Origin of the sequence: Sporanaerobacter sp. PP17-6a, assembly GCF_900095615.1 — a bacterium.
In the GTDB taxonomy this organism is placed as follows: Bacteria; Bacillota; Clostridia; order Tissierellales; family Acidilutibacteraceae; genus Acidilutibacter; species Acidilutibacter cellobiosedens.
This window is the reverse complement of sequence record NZ_FMIF01000032.1, coordinates 1-17,320: the sequence shown is the minus strand read 5'-3', so window position 1 is coordinate 17,320 and position 17,320 is coordinate 1. Positions and strand designations below refer to the sequence as shown.

General features: G+C 32.5%; 14 protein-coding genes. 10 read left to right on the top strand and 4 right to left on the bottom strand.

The annotated features are described in order from the left end of the window. Window positions 1–71 precede the first annotated feature (71 nt). From PP176A_RS12505 to PP176A_RS12495, 3 genes are read right to left on the bottom strand one after another with little or no spacing between them, the layout of a single operon-like run. On the bottom strand, window positions 72–1,358 hold the full coding sequence (locus tag PP176A_RS12505; RefSeq protein ID WP_071140822.1) for a PTS ascorbate transporter subunit IIC: 1,287 nt from the start codon (window positions 1,356–1,358) through the stop codon (window positions 72–74). A 31-nt stretch (window positions 1,359–1,389) separates the two neighbouring features. Next, a complete protein-coding gene (locus PP176A_RS12500; RefSeq protein ID WP_071140821.1) occupies window positions 1,390–1,671 on the bottom strand; it encodes a PTS sugar transporter subunit IIB in 282 nt (93 codons plus the stop codon). Next, on the bottom strand, window positions 1,671–3,764 hold the full coding sequence (locus PP176A_RS12495) for a BglG family transcription antiterminator (protein ID WP_071140820.1): 2,094 nt from the start codon (window positions 3,762–3,764) through the stop codon (window positions 1,671–1,673). The genes PP176A_RS12500 and PP176A_RS12495 overlap by 1 nt, the downstream gene beginning before the upstream one ends. Before the next feature lie 516 nt (window positions 3,765–4,280). Here PP176A_RS12495 and PP176A_RS12490 point away from each other — a divergent pair. The 9 genes from PP176A_RS12490 (at window position 4,281) to PP176A_RS12450 (ending at window position 15,858) form a co-directional block, all read left to right on the top strand. Further along, the gene (locus PP176A_RS12490) at window positions 4,281–4,979 is read left to right on the top strand and encodes a response regulator transcription factor (RefSeq protein ID WP_071140819.1); all 699 of its coding nucleotides are present in this window, start codon (window positions 4,281–4,283) and stop codon (window positions 4,977–4,979) included. Continuing rightward, window positions 4,969–6,060: a sensor histidine kinase gene (locus PP176A_RS12485; RefSeq protein WP_071140818.1), complete on the top strand. Its 1,092-nt coding sequence runs from the start codon at window positions 4,969–4,971 to the stop codon at window positions 6,058–6,060. The genes PP176A_RS12490 and PP176A_RS12485 overlap by 11 nt, the downstream gene beginning before the upstream one ends. A gap of 128 nt (window positions 6,061–6,188) precedes the next feature. Then, window positions 6,189–7,925, top strand: a complete 1,737-nt coding sequence (locus PP176A_RS12480) for an ABC transporter ATP-binding protein (protein WP_071140817.1) — start codon at window positions 6,189–6,191, stop codon at window positions 7,923–7,925. Next, on the top strand, window positions 7,915–9,738 hold the full coding sequence (locus PP176A_RS12475) for an ABC transporter ATP-binding protein (RefSeq protein ID WP_071140816.1): 1,824 nt from the start codon (window positions 7,915–7,917) through the stop codon (window positions 9,736–9,738). The genes PP176A_RS12480 and PP176A_RS12475 overlap by 11 nt, the downstream gene beginning before the upstream one ends. Window positions 9,739–9,759: 21 nt before the next feature. Continuing rightward, complete coding sequence (locus PP176A_RS12470; protein WP_071140815.1) at window positions 9,760–11,517, top strand: DUF4153 domain-containing protein; 1,758 nt, start codon at window positions 9,760–9,762, stop codon at window positions 11,515–11,517. Window positions 11,518–11,779: 262 nt separating this feature from the next. After that, window positions 11,780–12,847, top strand: a complete 1,068-nt coding sequence (rsgA, locus tag PP176A_RS12465; protein ID WP_200796156.1) for a ribosome small subunit-dependent GTPase A — start codon at window positions 11,780–11,782, stop codon at window positions 12,845–12,847. Between the two features lie 77 nt (window positions 12,848–12,924). After that, window positions 12,925–13,542, top strand: a complete 618-nt coding sequence (locus PP176A_RS12460) for a HutD/Ves family protein (RefSeq protein WP_071140813.1) — start codon at window positions 12,925–12,927, stop codon at window positions 13,540–13,542. A 341-nt stretch (window positions 13,543–13,883) separates the two neighbouring features. Further along, window positions 13,884–15,182, top strand: a complete 1,299-nt coding sequence (locus PP176A_RS12455) for a hemolysin family protein (RefSeq protein WP_071140812.1) — start codon at window positions 13,884–13,886, stop codon at window positions 15,180–15,182. 91 nt (window positions 15,183–15,273) lie between these two features. After that, a complete protein-coding gene (locus PP176A_RS12450) occupies window positions 15,274–15,858 on the top strand; it encodes a hydrolase (protein ID WP_071140811.1) in 585 nt (194 codons plus the stop codon). A gap of 168 nt (window positions 15,859–16,026) precedes the next feature. Here the strand turns inward: PP176A_RS12450 and PP176A_RS12445 are convergent, their stop codons facing one another. After that, window positions 16,027–16,584 carry a DUF4489 domain-containing protein gene (locus PP176A_RS12445; RefSeq protein WP_071140810.1) on the bottom strand — a complete coding sequence of 186 codons (558 nt, stop codon included), beginning with the start codon at window positions 16,582–16,584 and terminating at the stop codon, window positions 16,027–16,029. Window positions 16,585–16,925: 341 nt separating this feature from the next. Between PP176A_RS12445 and PP176A_RS12440 the strand changes: the two genes are divergently transcribed. Further along, a partial coding sequence (locus PP176A_RS12440) for a collagen-like protein (RefSeq protein ID WP_200796155.1) occupies window positions 16,926–17,320 on the top strand: 395 nt, incomplete at its 3' end.

The following is a 17,320-nucleotide window of genomic DNA, read 5'->3' as shown; positions in this document are numbered from 1 at the left end:
CTAATATTTTTATATTAATTTGTGGTAATTAAGTATAGGTAAGCTCTACTTAAATTAATGTAAATTTAACATTAGCGGAATAGACCAAATATCCAGTTGATAATAGAACCAACGATGTTGTAGTCCACGTTAGGGAACGAAGCACCGGCAATACCTAAATCGGCAAATACCGGATAGAGAATTAATGGTAAAACGACAAGACCAATTCCGACTATGAATGAGCCAAACAGGGCACCTTTCCATCCACCGTAAGCGTTGCCGAAGACACCGCAAGTTCCGCCTGAGAAGAAGCAGATGCCTGCAGCTGGTATCATAATAACCGAACTCTTAAAGAGTACCATAAGTAACATACCGAATAATCCGCCCATGAATGAACCTATAAATCCTACTAATACTGCGGTAGGAGCAAATGGGAAGATAGCAGGGCAGTCAACGGCCGGTTTTGAGTTTGGAATATATTTTTCCGAAATTGCAACGAATGCAGCCGTAATTTCAGCTATAAATTGACGAACGCCATAGATTAATACACTCATACCGGCAGCAAATTGAACACCTTGAAGCAATGGATAGATGAACCATAGATCATTTCCGGACATTTCCCGAACCAATGATAATTGTCCATTGGCAGCACATGCTATGACTGCAACATAGAACAATACAACCATAAATAATGCCACTGAGAAAACGAAATCACGAAAGAGTTCAAACCATTGAGGCAATTCAATGTTGCTTGAGTCTGAATTTTTTTTGGATTTACTGAATTTTCCAATAAATTTTCCGATATATCCCGATAATGCATATCCTATACAGTTGAAGTGTCCCATTGCTAAATTATCCGAACCCGTAATTTTATTCATAAATGGTTGGCATATTGTAGGAAGTGCGGCACCACAAAATCCTAAAATAATACCTCCAATGATTATTGTTACAATTATAGGCAAATTGTTAGCAATGAATATCAATGCAAGTACACATGCAAAATAAAGAAAATGCTGTCCGGTTAAGAAGATTGCTTTGAAACGTGTAAACTTTGCAATTAATAGGTTGGCAACGAAACCAACCAACATTAACAGTGCTACCTCGGTTCCGTAAGTATTAAGCGCCATACCTGTGGCAACTTCTACTTGAGTGGTTACTCCGTCAATACCAAAACCCGCATTAAACAATGTAGTAAAATTAGTTACAATTGTTGAAATTGCTCCTGAACCAATGTTAAAAATCATAAATCCGATGATTGTTTTTACTGTTCCCGAAATTACATCCTTAGCAGACTTTTTTTGTAATAAGAGACCTATAAGGGCAATACTGCCGACAATTAAAGCCGTATTTCTGGTCTGAGCTAAAATTGCATTTATCATAGATATACACTCTCCCTCTTTATAAAATTGATTATTTACTATTTGCAGCTATGAATTTCTTAAGTTTTTGCTTGATTTCTTCTTTATCCATAATATTACGGATGCCGATTGCATATGGGACTTTATCCTTAAGTTCATCCATAAGGTCTTCCATCATAATTACTAAGTCCCCGTTAAATCCGATTAGTGAATCTAAATTTCCGTGTTCGGTTTTGATTTTAAAATCATTTTCACTGATTACTTGATCAACTTTGATTTTAAGAAGCATGCTTGAACCCATTCCAGCCCTACAGCAAATTAAAGCTTTATACATTATTTCCCCTCCTTATCTGATTCGTATTTTTTTATATAATCCATAATTTCTTTTGGATTGACAGCTTTGTCCAATACATCATAAAATCCGTTATTTTCGAGCAGTTCTACCAATTCTGACATTGTACGGATATGACTGTTATTATCTACGGCACTGAGACAGAAAATATATTTCACAGGATCATTATCCTTGTTTCCAAATTTAATAGGTTCTTGAAGTGTGGTAATGCCTATTGCAATTTCTTTTGCACCTGTTTCCGGCCTTGCATGAGGCAGGGCGACATGTTTTGTAATAACCATATAGGGAGATAATTTTGCGGCATTTACCATTGCATCTATATAATTTTCAGTTATCTTGCCATTTTCAAGTAATACAGAAGCTGATTTTCTGATGGCCTCCTCTAAATCCTTGGCAGGTATTCTTAGTTTGATTAGCTTTTCATTAGTAAGGTCACTTAGCATGAGTCCTTCATCTCCTTTAAACGTAAAAGTGTCTGTTTGTGTAAAGTAGGATAACAATTCATTGGAAAGCATACTTTCTGAAATTATTTTTGTATGCTTTTTGATTATATTCATAACTTCATCTATTTTCGGTTGTCTTAAAAAAACGTCACCTAATTGAATATATACTTCTCTGGTGAGTTTATATTTTTCTTTCTGAGTCATAACAGGACTGACTTTGATTATTGGAGCATTTATTTCTAAAACTGCCGGATTATAATTAGTAGTAAATACAATATCTATTGGCTCAACAACAGACTTTATTTTGGAGGATTCAAGAGGAGGCAGAAAATTTAATTCCGGAAATAAATTCACGAGTTCCTTATACAAGATTACGGAACTTCCGACTCCGTTTGAACAAACAATCAAAGCTGTTTTTTTCTTTATAACTTCATAATCCTTTTTGTCGAAAAATATAGCGGCACAATGCAAAGTCAAATATGCCAATTCCTCTTCCGGTATTTCCTCTCCAAACAGTCCGCAGAATTCTTTCATAACATTACTTACAATCTTATAAAATAATTTGTATTCCTCTTTTATCTTTTCACATAGAGGATTGGAAATTGGAAGTTTGAATAATAGCCTATAATAAGCAGGTCTAAAATGCGAGTAAATTTGTTTGAATATTTTTTTGCGGTTTATATAATAAATTCCGCTTATAGATTCAAATTTTATCATTATACTGTTTACAATTTTGGAAATTACATATCTGTCTTTTGTATCCTCATTGATGTTTCCAACGGATATTCCTAAAATCCAAGCACTAATATACATAATGTCAAATGGATGAATTTTATCTTTGATATTGTAGACTTCCAATAATTCTTCAGTAAATTTGTATTCTTTCATAGAATTCATTACAGTGATATTTGGTATATCCGGATTATTGGCAATATTATCCTGATTTGAAACCATCCTTGATTTTAAGAAGATAAATATATAAACAAATTCCGCAAGCCTATCTTCTACAAACGTGATTTTGTATTTCTTAACAAGTTTCGATATTATTTCTTTTGAAGATTCAAAGGTGCCAAGTTTATATTCATCTATAAAAAGGTCAAATACCTTTGGATTATCACCATTTGATAAGGTTTGGCTGATACTTTTAATCATTGTTCGTCTTATATTCATCTCTGACCCAGACAAATAATATCCTCTGATACGATTATATTTAATTTGGATATTTTCTTTTTTCAGCTCCGGGATCAAGTTCTTAAAATCAAGATATACAGTAGACCTGCTTACTTTCATTGAATCTATAAAATGGTTTATAGACAAATAATCCATATTTATAAATAACATGAGATACATATATAGGAGCCTTTCAGTCTTGCTGAAATAATAAGTAGCTCTGGAATAATTTTTATCTATTAATTCTTTAATTGCCGTTTTAGTATCTTGCTGAACAATTATATTTCTACTCGAATTAAGAGAAATGGTAGGTACTTTTATTCCTCTCAGCATATGGTTGATTTTATTGAGTCTATAAGTAATTTGACGTTTTGAAGAATTTGTTTCTTCTTCTAATTCTTTTAAAGTTATAATTGTACTGTTCAATAAAATGTTAAGCATCGATATAATTTTTTTATCCATATTCAACAAATCCCCATTTCTCGTAAAAATTCATTAAATCACCTCCCTTATGAATTTAGAATCTTAATGTTTCTATATATTTATAATATCTTTAAAAAGGTATCGTTTTCAATTTGATTTGAGTTTAACTTTTGTTTTGAATATGCTCAAAGATTGGATTATGTTTAAAAAATCCCAGCATTATGAGAATAGTGGTTCCAGACATTAGAAAAATATTTCAGAAGCATTTAATAAAATTTTAAGAAAAAATTAATAAATCTTAAATATCTTAAAAGTATAATTTAAGAAAAAGGGGAGGAGATTAGATGAAGAGGACTTTAGAGTTTATTATTAAAACCGCTATTGTTGTTATATGTATATTAATAATATTTTATTTGAAAAATCGATAGGAAAATGGACATATTAATAATGAAGAGCATTATAGTCCTTAAAAAAAGCGAATATTATTGCAAAGGGTAAAGCCTATTGATATACTGAAAATATAAGGCTTTTTAATAGAAGAAGGGGAATGAGGGAATGAAAAAAGAGAAAATTTTGGTTGTGGAAGATGAGAAAGAGATATCGGATTTAATTGAAATATATCTTGTTAATGATGGATATGAAGTATTAAAGGCTTATAACGGAGAGGAAGCATTAAATATATTAAAAAATGAAAGAGTTCACCTTATAGTTTTAGATATTATGATGCCGGGAATGGATGGATTGGAAGTATGCAGAAGAGTAAGGGAAAATAACAATATTCCCATACTTATGCTAAGTGCAAAGTCTGAAGATATGGATAAGATATTGGGACTTACCACAGGGGCTGACGACTATCTTACGAAACCTTTTAATCCCCTTGAACTTCTTGCTCGGGTTAAGTCCCAATTAAGAAGGTATATATATTTAAATCCTAACAGTGAGATAAATGATGATAATGATATAAATATAAAAGGGCTTACAATTAATAAAAAGACTCATGAAGTGACAGTATATGGTAGAAAAGTAGATCTTACTCCCATTGAATTTGACATTCTTGCCCTTTTATCTCAAAATCCGGGAAGAGTTTTTAGCGGAGAGGAAATATTCAAAGAAATATGGAAAGAAAAGTATTTTGAAGGGAACAATACTGTTATGGTACATATAAGAAAAATTAGGGAAAAGATTGAAGATAATCCAAGGCAACCTCAGTTTATAAAAACGGTATGGGGGGTAGGATATAAAATTGAAAACTAAATTTTTTAAGAGTATCCGTTGGAGGATAATATTTCTTTTTTTCGCGAGTGTCATTACCGCTGTTTTTTGTGTATTGTTTTTACTCCTGATAGCTTATAACCTTCCGAGATCCCTTCTCCTAAGACAAACCTTAAGTGTTATGAAATATAGTGTGGGAGTTACTCCCGTTGTAATTTTTGTCGGTACGATACTATTTGTTTTTTTCTTTTTTATCTATATGCAGAGAATGGTTAAATATATTGAAGAAATTAACAGAGAAATTAAAGTTATTTCTCAGGGGCAACTTGAATCTCATATTCCCGTTAAATCCGATGATGAACTGGGGGAATTAGCGAAAAGCATTAATTTAATGGCTTCTCAGCTAAAAAATTCTATTGAGGAAGAAAGAAATGCGGAGAAAACCAAAAATGAATTGATTACAAGCGTGTCCCATGATTTACGGACTCCTCTTACGTCAATATTAGGATATCTGGGACTGATATCTAATGATGATTATAAAGATGAAATAACTATGAGGTATTATGTTGATATTGCTTATAATAAAGGAAAAGATTTGAAAAAAATGATAGATGAGCTCTTTGAGTTTACAAAGTTAAATTATGGAGGGCTTAAAGTTGACTTAAAAAAGATTAATTTAGGTGAATTATTAGAGCAGTTGGCGGAAGAGTTTGTTCCGATTTTTAAAGATGCGGGAATGAAATATAGATTGGATATTCCTGAAAAGAAGGTATTTATATTGGCAGATGGCCCTCTTTTAGTGAGAGTATTTGAAAATTTGCTCATTAATGCTGTAAGATATGGAAAAGAAGGAAAATATGTAGATATAAACCTTCGCCGAAATGGAAATGAAGCCATAGTCGATATAGTAAATTATGGAGAAATTATTTCCCAGAGGGATCTTCCATATATATTTGATAGATTTTACAGAGTTGAAAAATCCCGTTCTCAAAAAACAGGAGGAACGGGACTCGGACTGTCCATTTCCAAAAGCATAGTAGAACTTCATCACGGAAGCATTAAAGCTTTCAGCGGAGAGGACAAGACTACTTTTGAAGTAGCATTAAAATGTGAAAATTCATAGTTTGGTATGAAATAAAACATCTCTGTTGCAGAATAGAATATTAAGGAGATGTTTTTTTATTATTGTTAATACTTATATTTCTATGTTATAATTTAGTGGACTTTATAGATAATGTGGAGATGAGCATTATGGATTTTCTGAAGAAGTACATAAGAATATATTGGAAAAAATATATAATAGTATTGATATTTCTTACTTTAGAGGCTATCTGTGATCTTCTTCAGCCGACTATTATGTCTAAAATTATTGATAATGGAGTGGCAGCTAAGAACTTGAACTATGTATTTCATATGGGAGGAATAATGCTCTTAGTAACAGTCATAGGAGCGGTTAATGCTGCTACGAGGAATATTATATCAAGTAGAGTATCCCAAAAATTTGGTACTGAGCTTAGAGGGGATTTATTCAAAAAAGTTCAGAGCTTTTCCTTTGATAATATCAATAAATTTCAAGGGGCGACTCTTATTACAAGGTTAACTAATGATGTAACCCAAGTTCAAAATTTTGCTCACGGAATGATGAGGATATTTGTAAAGGCGCCTATTCTCTGTATAGGAAGTCTTGTAATGGCTGTACTTCTTAATCCTCCCATGGCTTTAATTCTTATAGGAGTAATCCCTGTTATCTTTTTTATAATATATCTTAATGTAAGAATAAGTTATCCGTTTTTTGTTAAAATACAAATTGCCTTAGATAAATTAAATGAAGTTATGCGTGAGTACCTGTCGGGAGTCAGGGTAGTAAAGGCATTTAACAGATTTGCTTATGAATTGGATGAATTTAAAATATCCAATGATAATTTAACCAATGCTTCAATTACAGGAATGAAAGTAGTTTCCATATTCAATCCTATAATAACATTAGTTATAAATTTAGGAATAGTTGTTATTCTTTGGGTGGGAGGCATCAAAGTTAACAACGGTTCAATGCAGGTAGGAAAGATAATAGCATTTATTAATTATATGACTCAAATTCTTTTTTCTTTGGTGATGATGTCCCATGTATTTACTATGTTCATAAGAGCAAAGGCTTCAGCAGAGCGTATAGGAGAAGTTTTTGACCAAGAAAATAGTTTAAGGGAAATCGACTCTCCTGCAGATGTTAAAAACATAAAAGGAAAAATTGAATTTAAAAACGTGGATTTTACTTACAGCGGAAGCTTAAATCCTGTTTTAAAAAATATCAGCTTTGTCTGTAATCCGGGTGAGATGTTGGCAATAGTCGGTTCTACCGGCTCAGGAAAGACGAGTTTGATTAATTTAATTCCCCGGTTCTATGACGTTACTTCTGGAGAATTAAAAATAGACGAAATAAATGTGAATATGATGAATTTAAAGGAACTGAGAGATATTATAGCTATTGTTCCTCAGAAAACAATGCTTTTTTCAGGAAACATATTAGAAAATATTAAATGGGGAAATGAAAATGCCTCTGTCGAAGAGGTACAAGATGCTGCTAAAATTGCTCAAGCTCATGAATTTATAATGTCCTTTCCTGAAAAGTATACTACTCAATTGGGGCAAGGGGGAGTTAATCTTTCGGGAGGCCAGAAACAGAGAATTTCTCTTGCCAGAGCTCTTCTCAAAAAGCCTAAAATTCTTATCTTAGATGATTCAACAAGTGCGGTAGATATGACTACAGAAGGGAAAATAAGAAGAGGATTAAAATTATATTTGAAGAATACAACTTGTATATTTATTGCTCAACGCATTACTACAATTAGGGAAGCCAACAGAATAATTGTCCTTGATAATGGTATGATATCGGCAATTGGAACTCATGAGGAATTAATGAAAAATTCGGATATATATAAGGACATATATTACTCCCAGATGGGAAGGGAGGATGCAGAATATGGAAAATAAGAATTCCGAGAAGATAGTACAAAATATCGGTCTTTCAGGAAGAGGACATAGAGGGCCGAGAAATATGGCTCCAATTGAAAAACCGAAGAATTTTAGTGAGACTATAAAGAGATTATGGGGATATTTTAAAGGGGAAAAGAGACTCTTGACATTTGTATTCTTATTGGTAGGTATAGATGTTGGAGTTGGACTTTTGGCACCATACCTTATAGGAAAAGCCATAGATAATATTTCTCCCGGAATTCATGCCGTTGATTTTAGGAATCTACGCATTATTGCCTTAGTACTTATATCAGTATATATTACCGACGGTGTTGTTATTTTTTTTCAAGGCTGGATAGTGGCAGGCGTTTCTCAAAGAATAGTTTCGGGTATGAGAAAGGTGCTGTTTGGAAAGCTTCAAAAATTACCGTTGTTTTATTTCGATACTCACAGTAATGGTGAGATAATGAGTAGGCTTACCAATGATATTGATAATATAAGTACTACCATATCCCAATCGACTATTCAACTGATGTCTGGCGTTCTAAACATATTAGGCGCTCTTATAATGATGATTGTACTAAGTCCTTTACTTACAGTAGCATCATTAGTTACAGTACCTTTAGTCTTATTTCTGACACGGGGGATTGCTAAAAAAACTGAGATACTTTTTAAGGAACAACAAGATGTCCTGGGAAATTTAAATGGTCATATTGAAGAGTCCATATCGGGGATTCAGGTAATAAAATCCTTCAATAGAGAAGATAATATAATCAGATATTTTGAGAATATAAATACTCAATTATGTGAAGTGGGAACTAAAGCTCAAATATGGTCAGGATTTATTATGCCGATGATGAATGTAATCAACAATTTCGGTTTTGCGGTAGTTGCCGTATCGGGAGGAATTATGGCAGTAAAAAATATTATTACCGTGGGAATAATAGCAAGTTTTCTTAGTTATTCCAGACAGTTTTCAAGGCCTCTTAATGATTTGGCCAATATATTTAATACTCTTCAGTCGGCCGTGGCAGGAGCGGAAAGAGTTTTTGAGATACTTGACGAACAAGAGGAGATTGAAGACAGAGAGAATTCCCTGACGCTTCATGATGTAAAGGGAGATGTGGAGTTTAAAAACGTAAGTTTTGAATATAAAAAGGGAATCCCCGTACTTAAAAATATAAATTTTAAAGTGGAAAGGGGAAGTACAATTGCGCTGGTAGGTCCTACGGGAGCCGGGAAAACTACTATAGTCAATCTTCTTACAAGATTTTATGATGTAACGGAAGGTGAAATATTAATAGACGGAAAAGATATAAGGGATTATACCAGAGACAGCGTAAGAAGATGTTTTGGAATTGTACTCCAGGATACGTATCTTTTTTCAGGAACAATAAAGGATAATATTAAATATGGTAAAATAGATGCATCAGATGAAGAAATTAAAGAAGCGGCAATAATGGCTAATGCTCATCAATTTATAAATAGAATGCCTCAAGGGTATGACACCGTCCTGTTAGAAGGGGGAATTAATTTAAGCCAAGGAGAAAGACAGCTTATAGCTATAGCCAGGACAGTTTTGGCAAACCCGTCTATTCTGGTCTTAGATGAAGCTACTTCAAGTATTGACACGAGAACGGAGTTTAAAATTCAGGAAGCAATGCTTAAAATCATGAAGAATCGTACTACATTTATTATAGCTCACAGGCTTTCCACTATTAAAGGTGCAGACGTAATAATGGTTGTTGACGGAGGCCGAATTGTAGAAAGGGGAAGTCATGAAGAACTTATATCAAAAAAGGGAGAATACTACCGCTTATATCAAGGATAGCATAAAATATTTAAAAAGGAGATGATACAAATTAATATTAAAGCTAATATATATCAAACATTAAAGGGGTTAAAAGCAAGCCTTAAAAGATTTCCTGTTACTATAATTACATCTGTTGTTTTAGTAATACTTCTTATAGCTCTTGAAGAAAGCAGATCTTATTGGCAGAAGGAAGAACTGGAAAATCTTACACAAATAATAATGGTTATAGCTTTAGGGCTTCCTCTTTTTACATCTATGAAATTCTTTTTAGAAAAGAAGGGAAAATACAACGGGATTTTTCAAATAATTCTTTTTGCTTTGGTAGGAATATTTTTATTGTTATATTATTTCTTCCTGCTTAAAGATTTTAAAACGGTAAGCATATCAAGATATATAGGGATGAGTGTGTTTCTGTACGTCACGTTTTTATATATTCCCCGCCTCGGGAGAAGAGAAGATTATGAGTATTATATAATCAAAATATTTTCTTCATTTTTAATGACTCTTATTTACTCTTTTGTACTGTTTGCCGGAATTTCTCTGATACTTTTTTCCGTATCAAAATTGTTTTCCGTTAATATAGAGGGGAAAATATATTATTATGCATTTGTTATTATAGCAGGACTATTTTCCGTACCATATTTTCTTGCAAAAATTCCTTTAATAAGTTCTAAGTTTTCCGATGAGAAATATTCTAAAGGACTTAAAATACTTTTATTATATATAGTAATTCCTTTAATTCTTATATACACTTTAATATTATATGTATATTTTGGGAAGATAGTTTTAACCCAGCAGTGGCCTATAGGTTTGGTGTCGAATTTGGTTTTGTGGTATACTACTTTAAGCATAGGGGTTATATTTTTGATATATCCCTTAAAAGTTGATAACAACTGGGCAAAATATTTTATAAATTGGTTTCCTAAAATTATTCTTCCGATTCTTATAATGATGTTTGTTTCTATGGGAATAAGAGTGAGAGCTTATGGAATTACTGAAAACAGATATTATGTGTTGGTGCTGGGAATATGGGTATCGGCTATAATGCTGTATTTTATATTTGCAAAGGAGAAAAGAAATATTATAATTCCCGTTACTTTCTCCGTAATAGTTTTGAATTCTATTTTTGGGCCTTTAAGCGGTTTTTCCGTATCCAAATACAGTCAAAACCGAAGATTTGTTCACATATTGGAGAAAAACAATATGATCGAAGACGGAAATATTGTGAAATCACAAGAAAGTATTTCTGCGGATGACAGAGCCGAAATCAGCAGTATATTGGATTATTTTGAAGATAATCACAGCCTTGAGGATATAAAATACCTTCCGTCAGGCTTTGCTATGGGAGATATGGATGAGGTACTGGGATTTTCATATGTTAAAAAAGCTTCCGACGGAAGAGGTGAATATCTGTATTACAGCAGCTATGAAAACGAGGGAGCCATAGATGTAAAAGATTATGATTATTTTATGGATTCAAATTCTTTATACAGAAAATCCCTTGAGATCGAAGGCATTCGGGCGGAATATGATATAAATTCCTTTGCATTTAGCCTTGTCAGAAACGGCAAAGTCATGTACACTAAGGATTTAAATGAATACGGCCGGACAATATATGAAAACAATAAAAATACTGAGGGAAAATCCATCGATCCAGCCGAAATGACCTTTACGGATGAAAATGATGATTTTAAAATCAAATATATAATCAGGAGTTTATCGGGAAAACTTGAAGGAGATCCAGCAAAATTTCATTTACAAAACATGGAGATAAATATCCTGTTGAAGATTAAATAAGATTATTTAATGGATATTCAAGTATTTTATTAATTTTAATAATTGACAGTATTTAAATTTTATGATATTTTAAATTTATATTAAAGAAAGGAGTGGTGTCTTATGATGATGAGAATATATTTTAATTTTAATAACACTGCTCTTGGGATGTTGATTTAATTTCATATAAAATGATTTTTATTACTCCCTGGGGCAGGATATAATTTTTTATGCTGTTTCACAGGGTATTTTTATGCCCAAAATAATAACTGGGGGTAATAAATTGAATAACAATTTGTTTGAATTAGGATTGAATGAAGAAATAATTGAAGAATTTAAACAGTATTATAAGGATGGATATATAGGAAGAGTTATCACAGAATATAAGGGAATGTATAAGGTTATAACCGAAAATGACATAATTTTATCACAGATATCGGGGAAAATTTCTTTTGAAGCTGTGGATAGGAATGATTATCCGGCAGTGGGAGATTGGGTGGTATTGGACAGAGATAGATCGGACAGAGGAAATGCGGCCATTCATGGAATACTTCAAAGAAAAAGTAAACTTTCCAGGAAAGTTGCCGGAACCGATATAGATGAACAGATTATCGCTTCGAATATAGATATAATATTTATCTGCATGTCATTGAATCAGGATTTTAATTTAAGAAAGCTTGAAAGATATATAAGCATTGCATGGAACAGCGGCGGAACTCCTGTGGTGGTTCTGACCAAATCCGATTTGTGCGAAGATATTTCGGAGAAACTTACGGAAGTTGAAAAAGTAGCCATCGGAATAGATATAATACATGTCAGTTCATTAACATATGAAGGTCTGGAAGAGTTGAAGAAATATTTAACTTTTGGGAAAACCGTAGTATTTATAGGTTCTTCCGGAGTGGGAAAATCAAGTCTCATTAATTTATTGTTAGGCCAAGACAGATTAAAAACAAACGAAATAAGGGAGTCTGATGATAGAGGAAAGCATACTACTACTCATAGGGAGCTTATTCTTCTTCCGGAAGGAGGAGTTGTTATAGACACTCCGGGAATGAGAGAAATACAGCTTTTAGATGAAGAAGAAAGTATTGAAGATGCCTTTTCCGATATAACGGAAATATCCAAACACTGTAGGTTTTCCGATTGTAAGCATGATAAGGAGCCGGGTTGTGCAGTTGTAAAAGCTATAGAAGAAGGGGTTATTTCTAAGTCAAGACTTGACAACTATAACAAATTAAAAAAAGAAGCAGAATTCATTAAAAGAAAAATGGACAGAAAAGCCGAATTAAAATATAAGAAGGAAATAATCAGAAGGAATAAAAAGATAAGAAATAATAATAAAATTTAAGGGGACAATTTTTTAGATATAAGGATATTAACATTCAGAAATAAAGCTATAGATAATTTGATAAGGGAGATTTTAATATGGCTTTAAAAGCCGAGATAATAAAAAAAGAGCAATATAAAATTAGTAAATGGTCAGGAGGAACTACTACTCAATTAGCTATTTATCCCAAGGAAGCTAAATATGAGGAAAGAGATTTTAAATGGAGGTTAAGCTCGGCAGAGGTAAATATAGAAGAATCTACCTTTACCAAACTTCCTGAAATTCATAGAATTATAATGATAATTGAAGGAAAGCTGAAGTTAGAACATTTAGGACATCATAGTTGTATTCTCTATCCTTTTCAGCAGGATTCTTTTGAAGGAGATTGGGAAACAAAAAGTTGGGGAAAGGTAAGAGATTTTAACTTAATGTTTACTGATGAATGTAAGGGAAAGTTAGATTCAGCTCATATTAATAAGAATCAAGATTATTTTTGTTTATTTCCTCTAAAAGATAAAAAGTTTTTTCAATATACTAAGGCAGTATATTGTGTATGGGGTAAGATAAATATTAAAGTTTCGGAAGAAGAAAATTATATTCTCGAATCGGGAGATACAATATTATTGAATATTAAAGATAAGGAGAACATGAGTATTGCAATTATCGGAAAAGAAGATTCGGATATTATACTTATGGATATATTGGTATATAAATAATAGTTCAATGATAAATACAACTATTTTATAATTTTTTGTTTATAGTAAAGAATGGAAGGAATATATTAGAAGTAATAAATGAAGAATGGATAGACTGTTTTTTATATTATTTACATTGTGAATATATTCTGATATAATTTTTAATTAAGCAGTATTATTTTGGGAGGTGAAATTAATCAAATGGATGACAACCCTGACAGTTGTTTGTGTCGGATAGTAAAAAGCAGAAAAAGGCAGACATTTTTTAAACAGAGACAATAAATTCCTTGAATTAAAATAGAAAATCGAGGGAGTTTTTGTCTTTTTTGTTTTATTTAAATTTTTGAGGAGGTTGAATTTGTTTGTTTACTCAAATTGTGTTTTTATTTATACTAATTTTATTTAATGCCTTTTTTGCTGCTTCAGAGATTGCGGTACTATCTTTAAATAATAATAAAATAAGGATTATGGCTGAGAATGGAGATAAAAAAGCTATCCTTATTAATAATTTTATAAAAGATCCTGAGAAATTTCTTGCTACTATTCAAATAGGCATAACTTTGGCAAACCTTTTATCAAGTGCATTTGCAGCGGACACTTTCGCTGATAAACTTGCTATTGCTGTAGAAAGAACTGGTTTGCCTATACCTTCAGCCGTATTAAAGCCAATGGCGGTTATTGTTATTACAATAATTTTATCATATTTTACTTTAGTCATAGGTGAATTAGTTCCTAAAAAATTTGCTTTGCAAAAACCGGAGAAGATATCAAGATTTGCTGTAGGACCTTTAACTGTTCTATCATTTATAGCATTTCCTTTCGTGAAATTTCTAAGTTTTTCTACCAATACTTTTATAAAGATTTTAGGCGGAGATCCTAATGCTGCTGAAGATAATATAACTGAGGAAGAAATTAGAATGATGGTAGATGAAGGAGAAGAAAGTGGAGCCATCCAAGAAGATGAAAGAGAAGTCATAAATAATATTTTTGATTTCGATGATAAATTCGTTTCTGATGTCATGACTCACAGAATGGATGTATTAGCCGTACCTATCGATTCGGAGCTGGATAAAATAGTAGATTTAATAACTGAAGAAGGTTTTTCACGAATACCTGTTTATGAGGAATCTATTGATGATATTGTGGGAGTTCTTCATGCTAAAGATTTAATGAAATTAGTTAAAGAAGACATTCACAAGGATTTTGATGTAAAAGATATAATGAGAGAACCATACTTTGTCCCTGAGTTTAAAAATGTAAGTGCGTTATTCAAGGAGTTAAGGCAAAACAAAGTTCATATGGCTATCGTTATTGATGAATATGGCGGTACTTCGGGAATAGTGACTATGGAAGATTTATTGGAGGAAATTGTGGGAAGCATTTTAGATGAATATGACGAAGAGGAGAAAGTCGAATATGAGAAATTAGATGAAAATACTTATATGTTTGATGGAACTATAAGTTTGGATAAAGTTGAAGATATAATGAATATAAAGTTGCCTACCGAGAAGTATGAAACATTGAGTGGATATATTATCGGGCAAATAGGGAAGATTCCATCTTTTGAGGATAAAACGGCCATAGAGCTGGATAATATTGTATTTAAAGTAGAAGAGGTAGAAGAAAGGAGAATTTCAAAGATTAAATCCTGCAGAATTTAGAAGGTATGTTTAATTTCACGCTCTTACATTATCGTAGCTTTTGTGATAGAATTGTACAAAGATTTATTTTAATAAGAAGGAAGGTTATTATATGGAAAAGCATATACCAACAAGGCAGGAAGCTTTTGAATTATTAAAAGAATATAACAAGGGGGAGAGTTTAATACATCATGGACTGGCAGTCGAAGCCGTAATGGTTCATTTTGCAGAGCTATTTGGTGAAGATAAAAATAAATGGGGAATTATAGGATTGGTTCATGATTTGGATTATGAGATGTACCCTGATAAGCATTGTATAAAGGTTAAAGAAATATTGACTGAAAGAAATTGGCCCGAAGATTATATTAGAGCAATACAAAGCCATGGCTGGGATATCTGCGTTGATATAAAACCCGAAGAAAGGATGGAAAAAGTATTATATACCATAGATGAATTAACTGGTTTGATAACGGCTACGGCCCTTTTAAGACCAAGTAAGAGTGTTATGGATTTAGAAGTAAAATCGGTAAAGAAAAAATGGAAGCAAAAGAGTTTTGCTGCAGGAGTTGACAGAGAGACAATAAAAAGAGGAGCAGAACTTCTTGGTATGGATTTAGATTTTATGATAGAAGAAACAATTAAAGGGATGAGAGATGTTGCCGGAGAAATAAACTTAAAAGGTTCAATTGAGGAATGAATTAAGGAAAACACGATTTTCATCTGAATTATAAAAAAGGTGGATTTTCTATAATTGTAGAAAATTCACCTTTTTATAATTAGATAACCATGCTAATAGTTAATATATTCACCTATCTGTTTTTAATACGATTAATGCTATATTAATTAAATTTTCTAATAGTAGTAATTAACAATGCTCAGTTGCCAAAACAGTTAATACTCCATTAGTAACATTAAACGTTCCAACAACTGCTGCTAACAATGAAGATCCTTCTACAGATACTCTATATGTGCAGCAATCACTGCCGCAAAAATCACCGTCACATACTTCAAAGTTTACTGGTATAGTACTTCCTATAGCTACTGCAACTCCTTGGAATAAGTCGAAGGTATAAATTTCTGTTTCCGGAACGTTTCCACATCGTTTAAATACTCTGAAAGTTAGAGTGAAACCAAGAGCAATTGCTGTTCCAAAACTAACCAGTGCTGAAAAGCTTAATTTTACTTTTGGTTTATCAAAACACTCTAAATCTATAGAAACGGTACCCAAAGTTTTGGGAACAGGTGTAGAATCTAAAATATTTATTATTGGTATAGAAGTTGCACCTGATACGTTTGCACAATTAAATGTTGTTTGATGAGGTTCTTGACATTTACATGGCTTAGGCTCCTCACAACATTCTGTAGGATAAAAGTAAAATTTGCTTCCTGGATTTTTATTAACAGGACCTTGAATTCTATTCATATATATAACCCCTTTCTTCTAAATTAACCTTTCTTATATATTTATTTGCTTATCTGCTTTTCTAATTATAATATATTAAACATATAAAATAATGTTACACAACAATTTTAAATAAAATTTGTTTTTATGGCCCATGGTAAAGATATATTTTACCTTAAATATAAATTTTCCGTAAAGTGTGTTTCAAGAAAGGCTTTCTTATTTTATATATAAAAATTTTGGACGTAAGGTAGAAATGGTGTAACAAATTTGTGAACTTTACATAATTTATACCGAGAAATGAATATAGTTTATTTTAAACAATGTATGCAGATTAAAAGAATAATAAGGAAGGGATGCTAATGGGTTATCGAATAGATTCTAAAAATAGAGAGTATGTGGAATATCAAAATTGTAATTGCGTAGAATCGGAACCGCGTAAATATGTAAGACCGGATCCGTGTAAGTGCAAAAGACCAGATCACTGTAAATGCATAGAGATAGTATGCCCTCCAGGACCAAGAGGACCACAAGGACCTCCAGGACCAAGAGGAGCAACGGGACCACAGGGACCAGCAGGAGCAACAGGAGCGCAGGGACCACAGGGCCCGCAAGGTCCAGCAGGAGCAACGGGAGCGCAAGGACCGCAAGGACCAATAGGTCCACAAGGACCAGCAGGAATAACGGGTCCGCAAGGAATACAAGGTCCACAAGGACCAGTAGGACCACAAGGTCCGGTAGGAGCGCAAGGACCAAT

Bases quoted from the DNA above. Each gene is read 5' to 3' on its own strand.
- PP176A_RS12505 (WP_071140822.1), bottom strand. From the start codon at position 1,358: ATGATAAATGCAATTTTAGCTCAGACCAGAAATACGGCTTTAATTGTC.
- PP176A_RS12500 (WP_071140821.1), bottom strand. From the start codon at position 1,671: ATGTATAAAGCTTTAATTTGCTGTAGGGCTGGAATGGGTTCAAGCATG.
- PP176A_RS12495 (WP_071140820.1), bottom strand. From the start codon at position 3,764: ATGGATAAAAAAATTATATCGATGCTTAACATTTTATTGAACAGTACA.
- PP176A_RS12490 (WP_071140819.1), top strand. From the start codon at position 4,281: ATGAAAAAAGAGAAAATTTTGGTTGTGGAAGATGAGAAAGAGATATCG.
- PP176A_RS12480 (WP_071140817.1), top strand. From the start codon at position 6,189: ATGGATTTTCTGAAGAAGTACATAAGAATATATTGGAAAAAATATATA.
- PP176A_RS12475 (WP_071140816.1), top strand. From the start codon at position 7,915: ATGGAAAATAAGAATTCCGAGAAGATAGTACAAAATATCGGTCTTTCA.
- PP176A_RS12470 (WP_071140815.1), top strand. From the start codon at position 9,760: ATGATACAAATTAATATTAAAGCTAATATATATCAAACATTAAAGGGG.
- PP176A_RS12460 (WP_071140813.1), top strand. From the start codon at position 12,925: ATGGCTTTAAAAGCCGAGATAATAAAAAAAGAGCAATATAAAATTAGT.
- PP176A_RS12450 (WP_071140811.1), top strand. From the start codon at position 15,274: ATGGAAAAGCATATACCAACAAGGCAGGAAGCTTTTGAATTATTAAAA.
- PP176A_RS12445 (WP_071140810.1), bottom strand. From the start codon at position 16,584: ATGAATAGAATTCAAGGTCCTGTTAATAAAAATCCAGGAAGCAAATTT.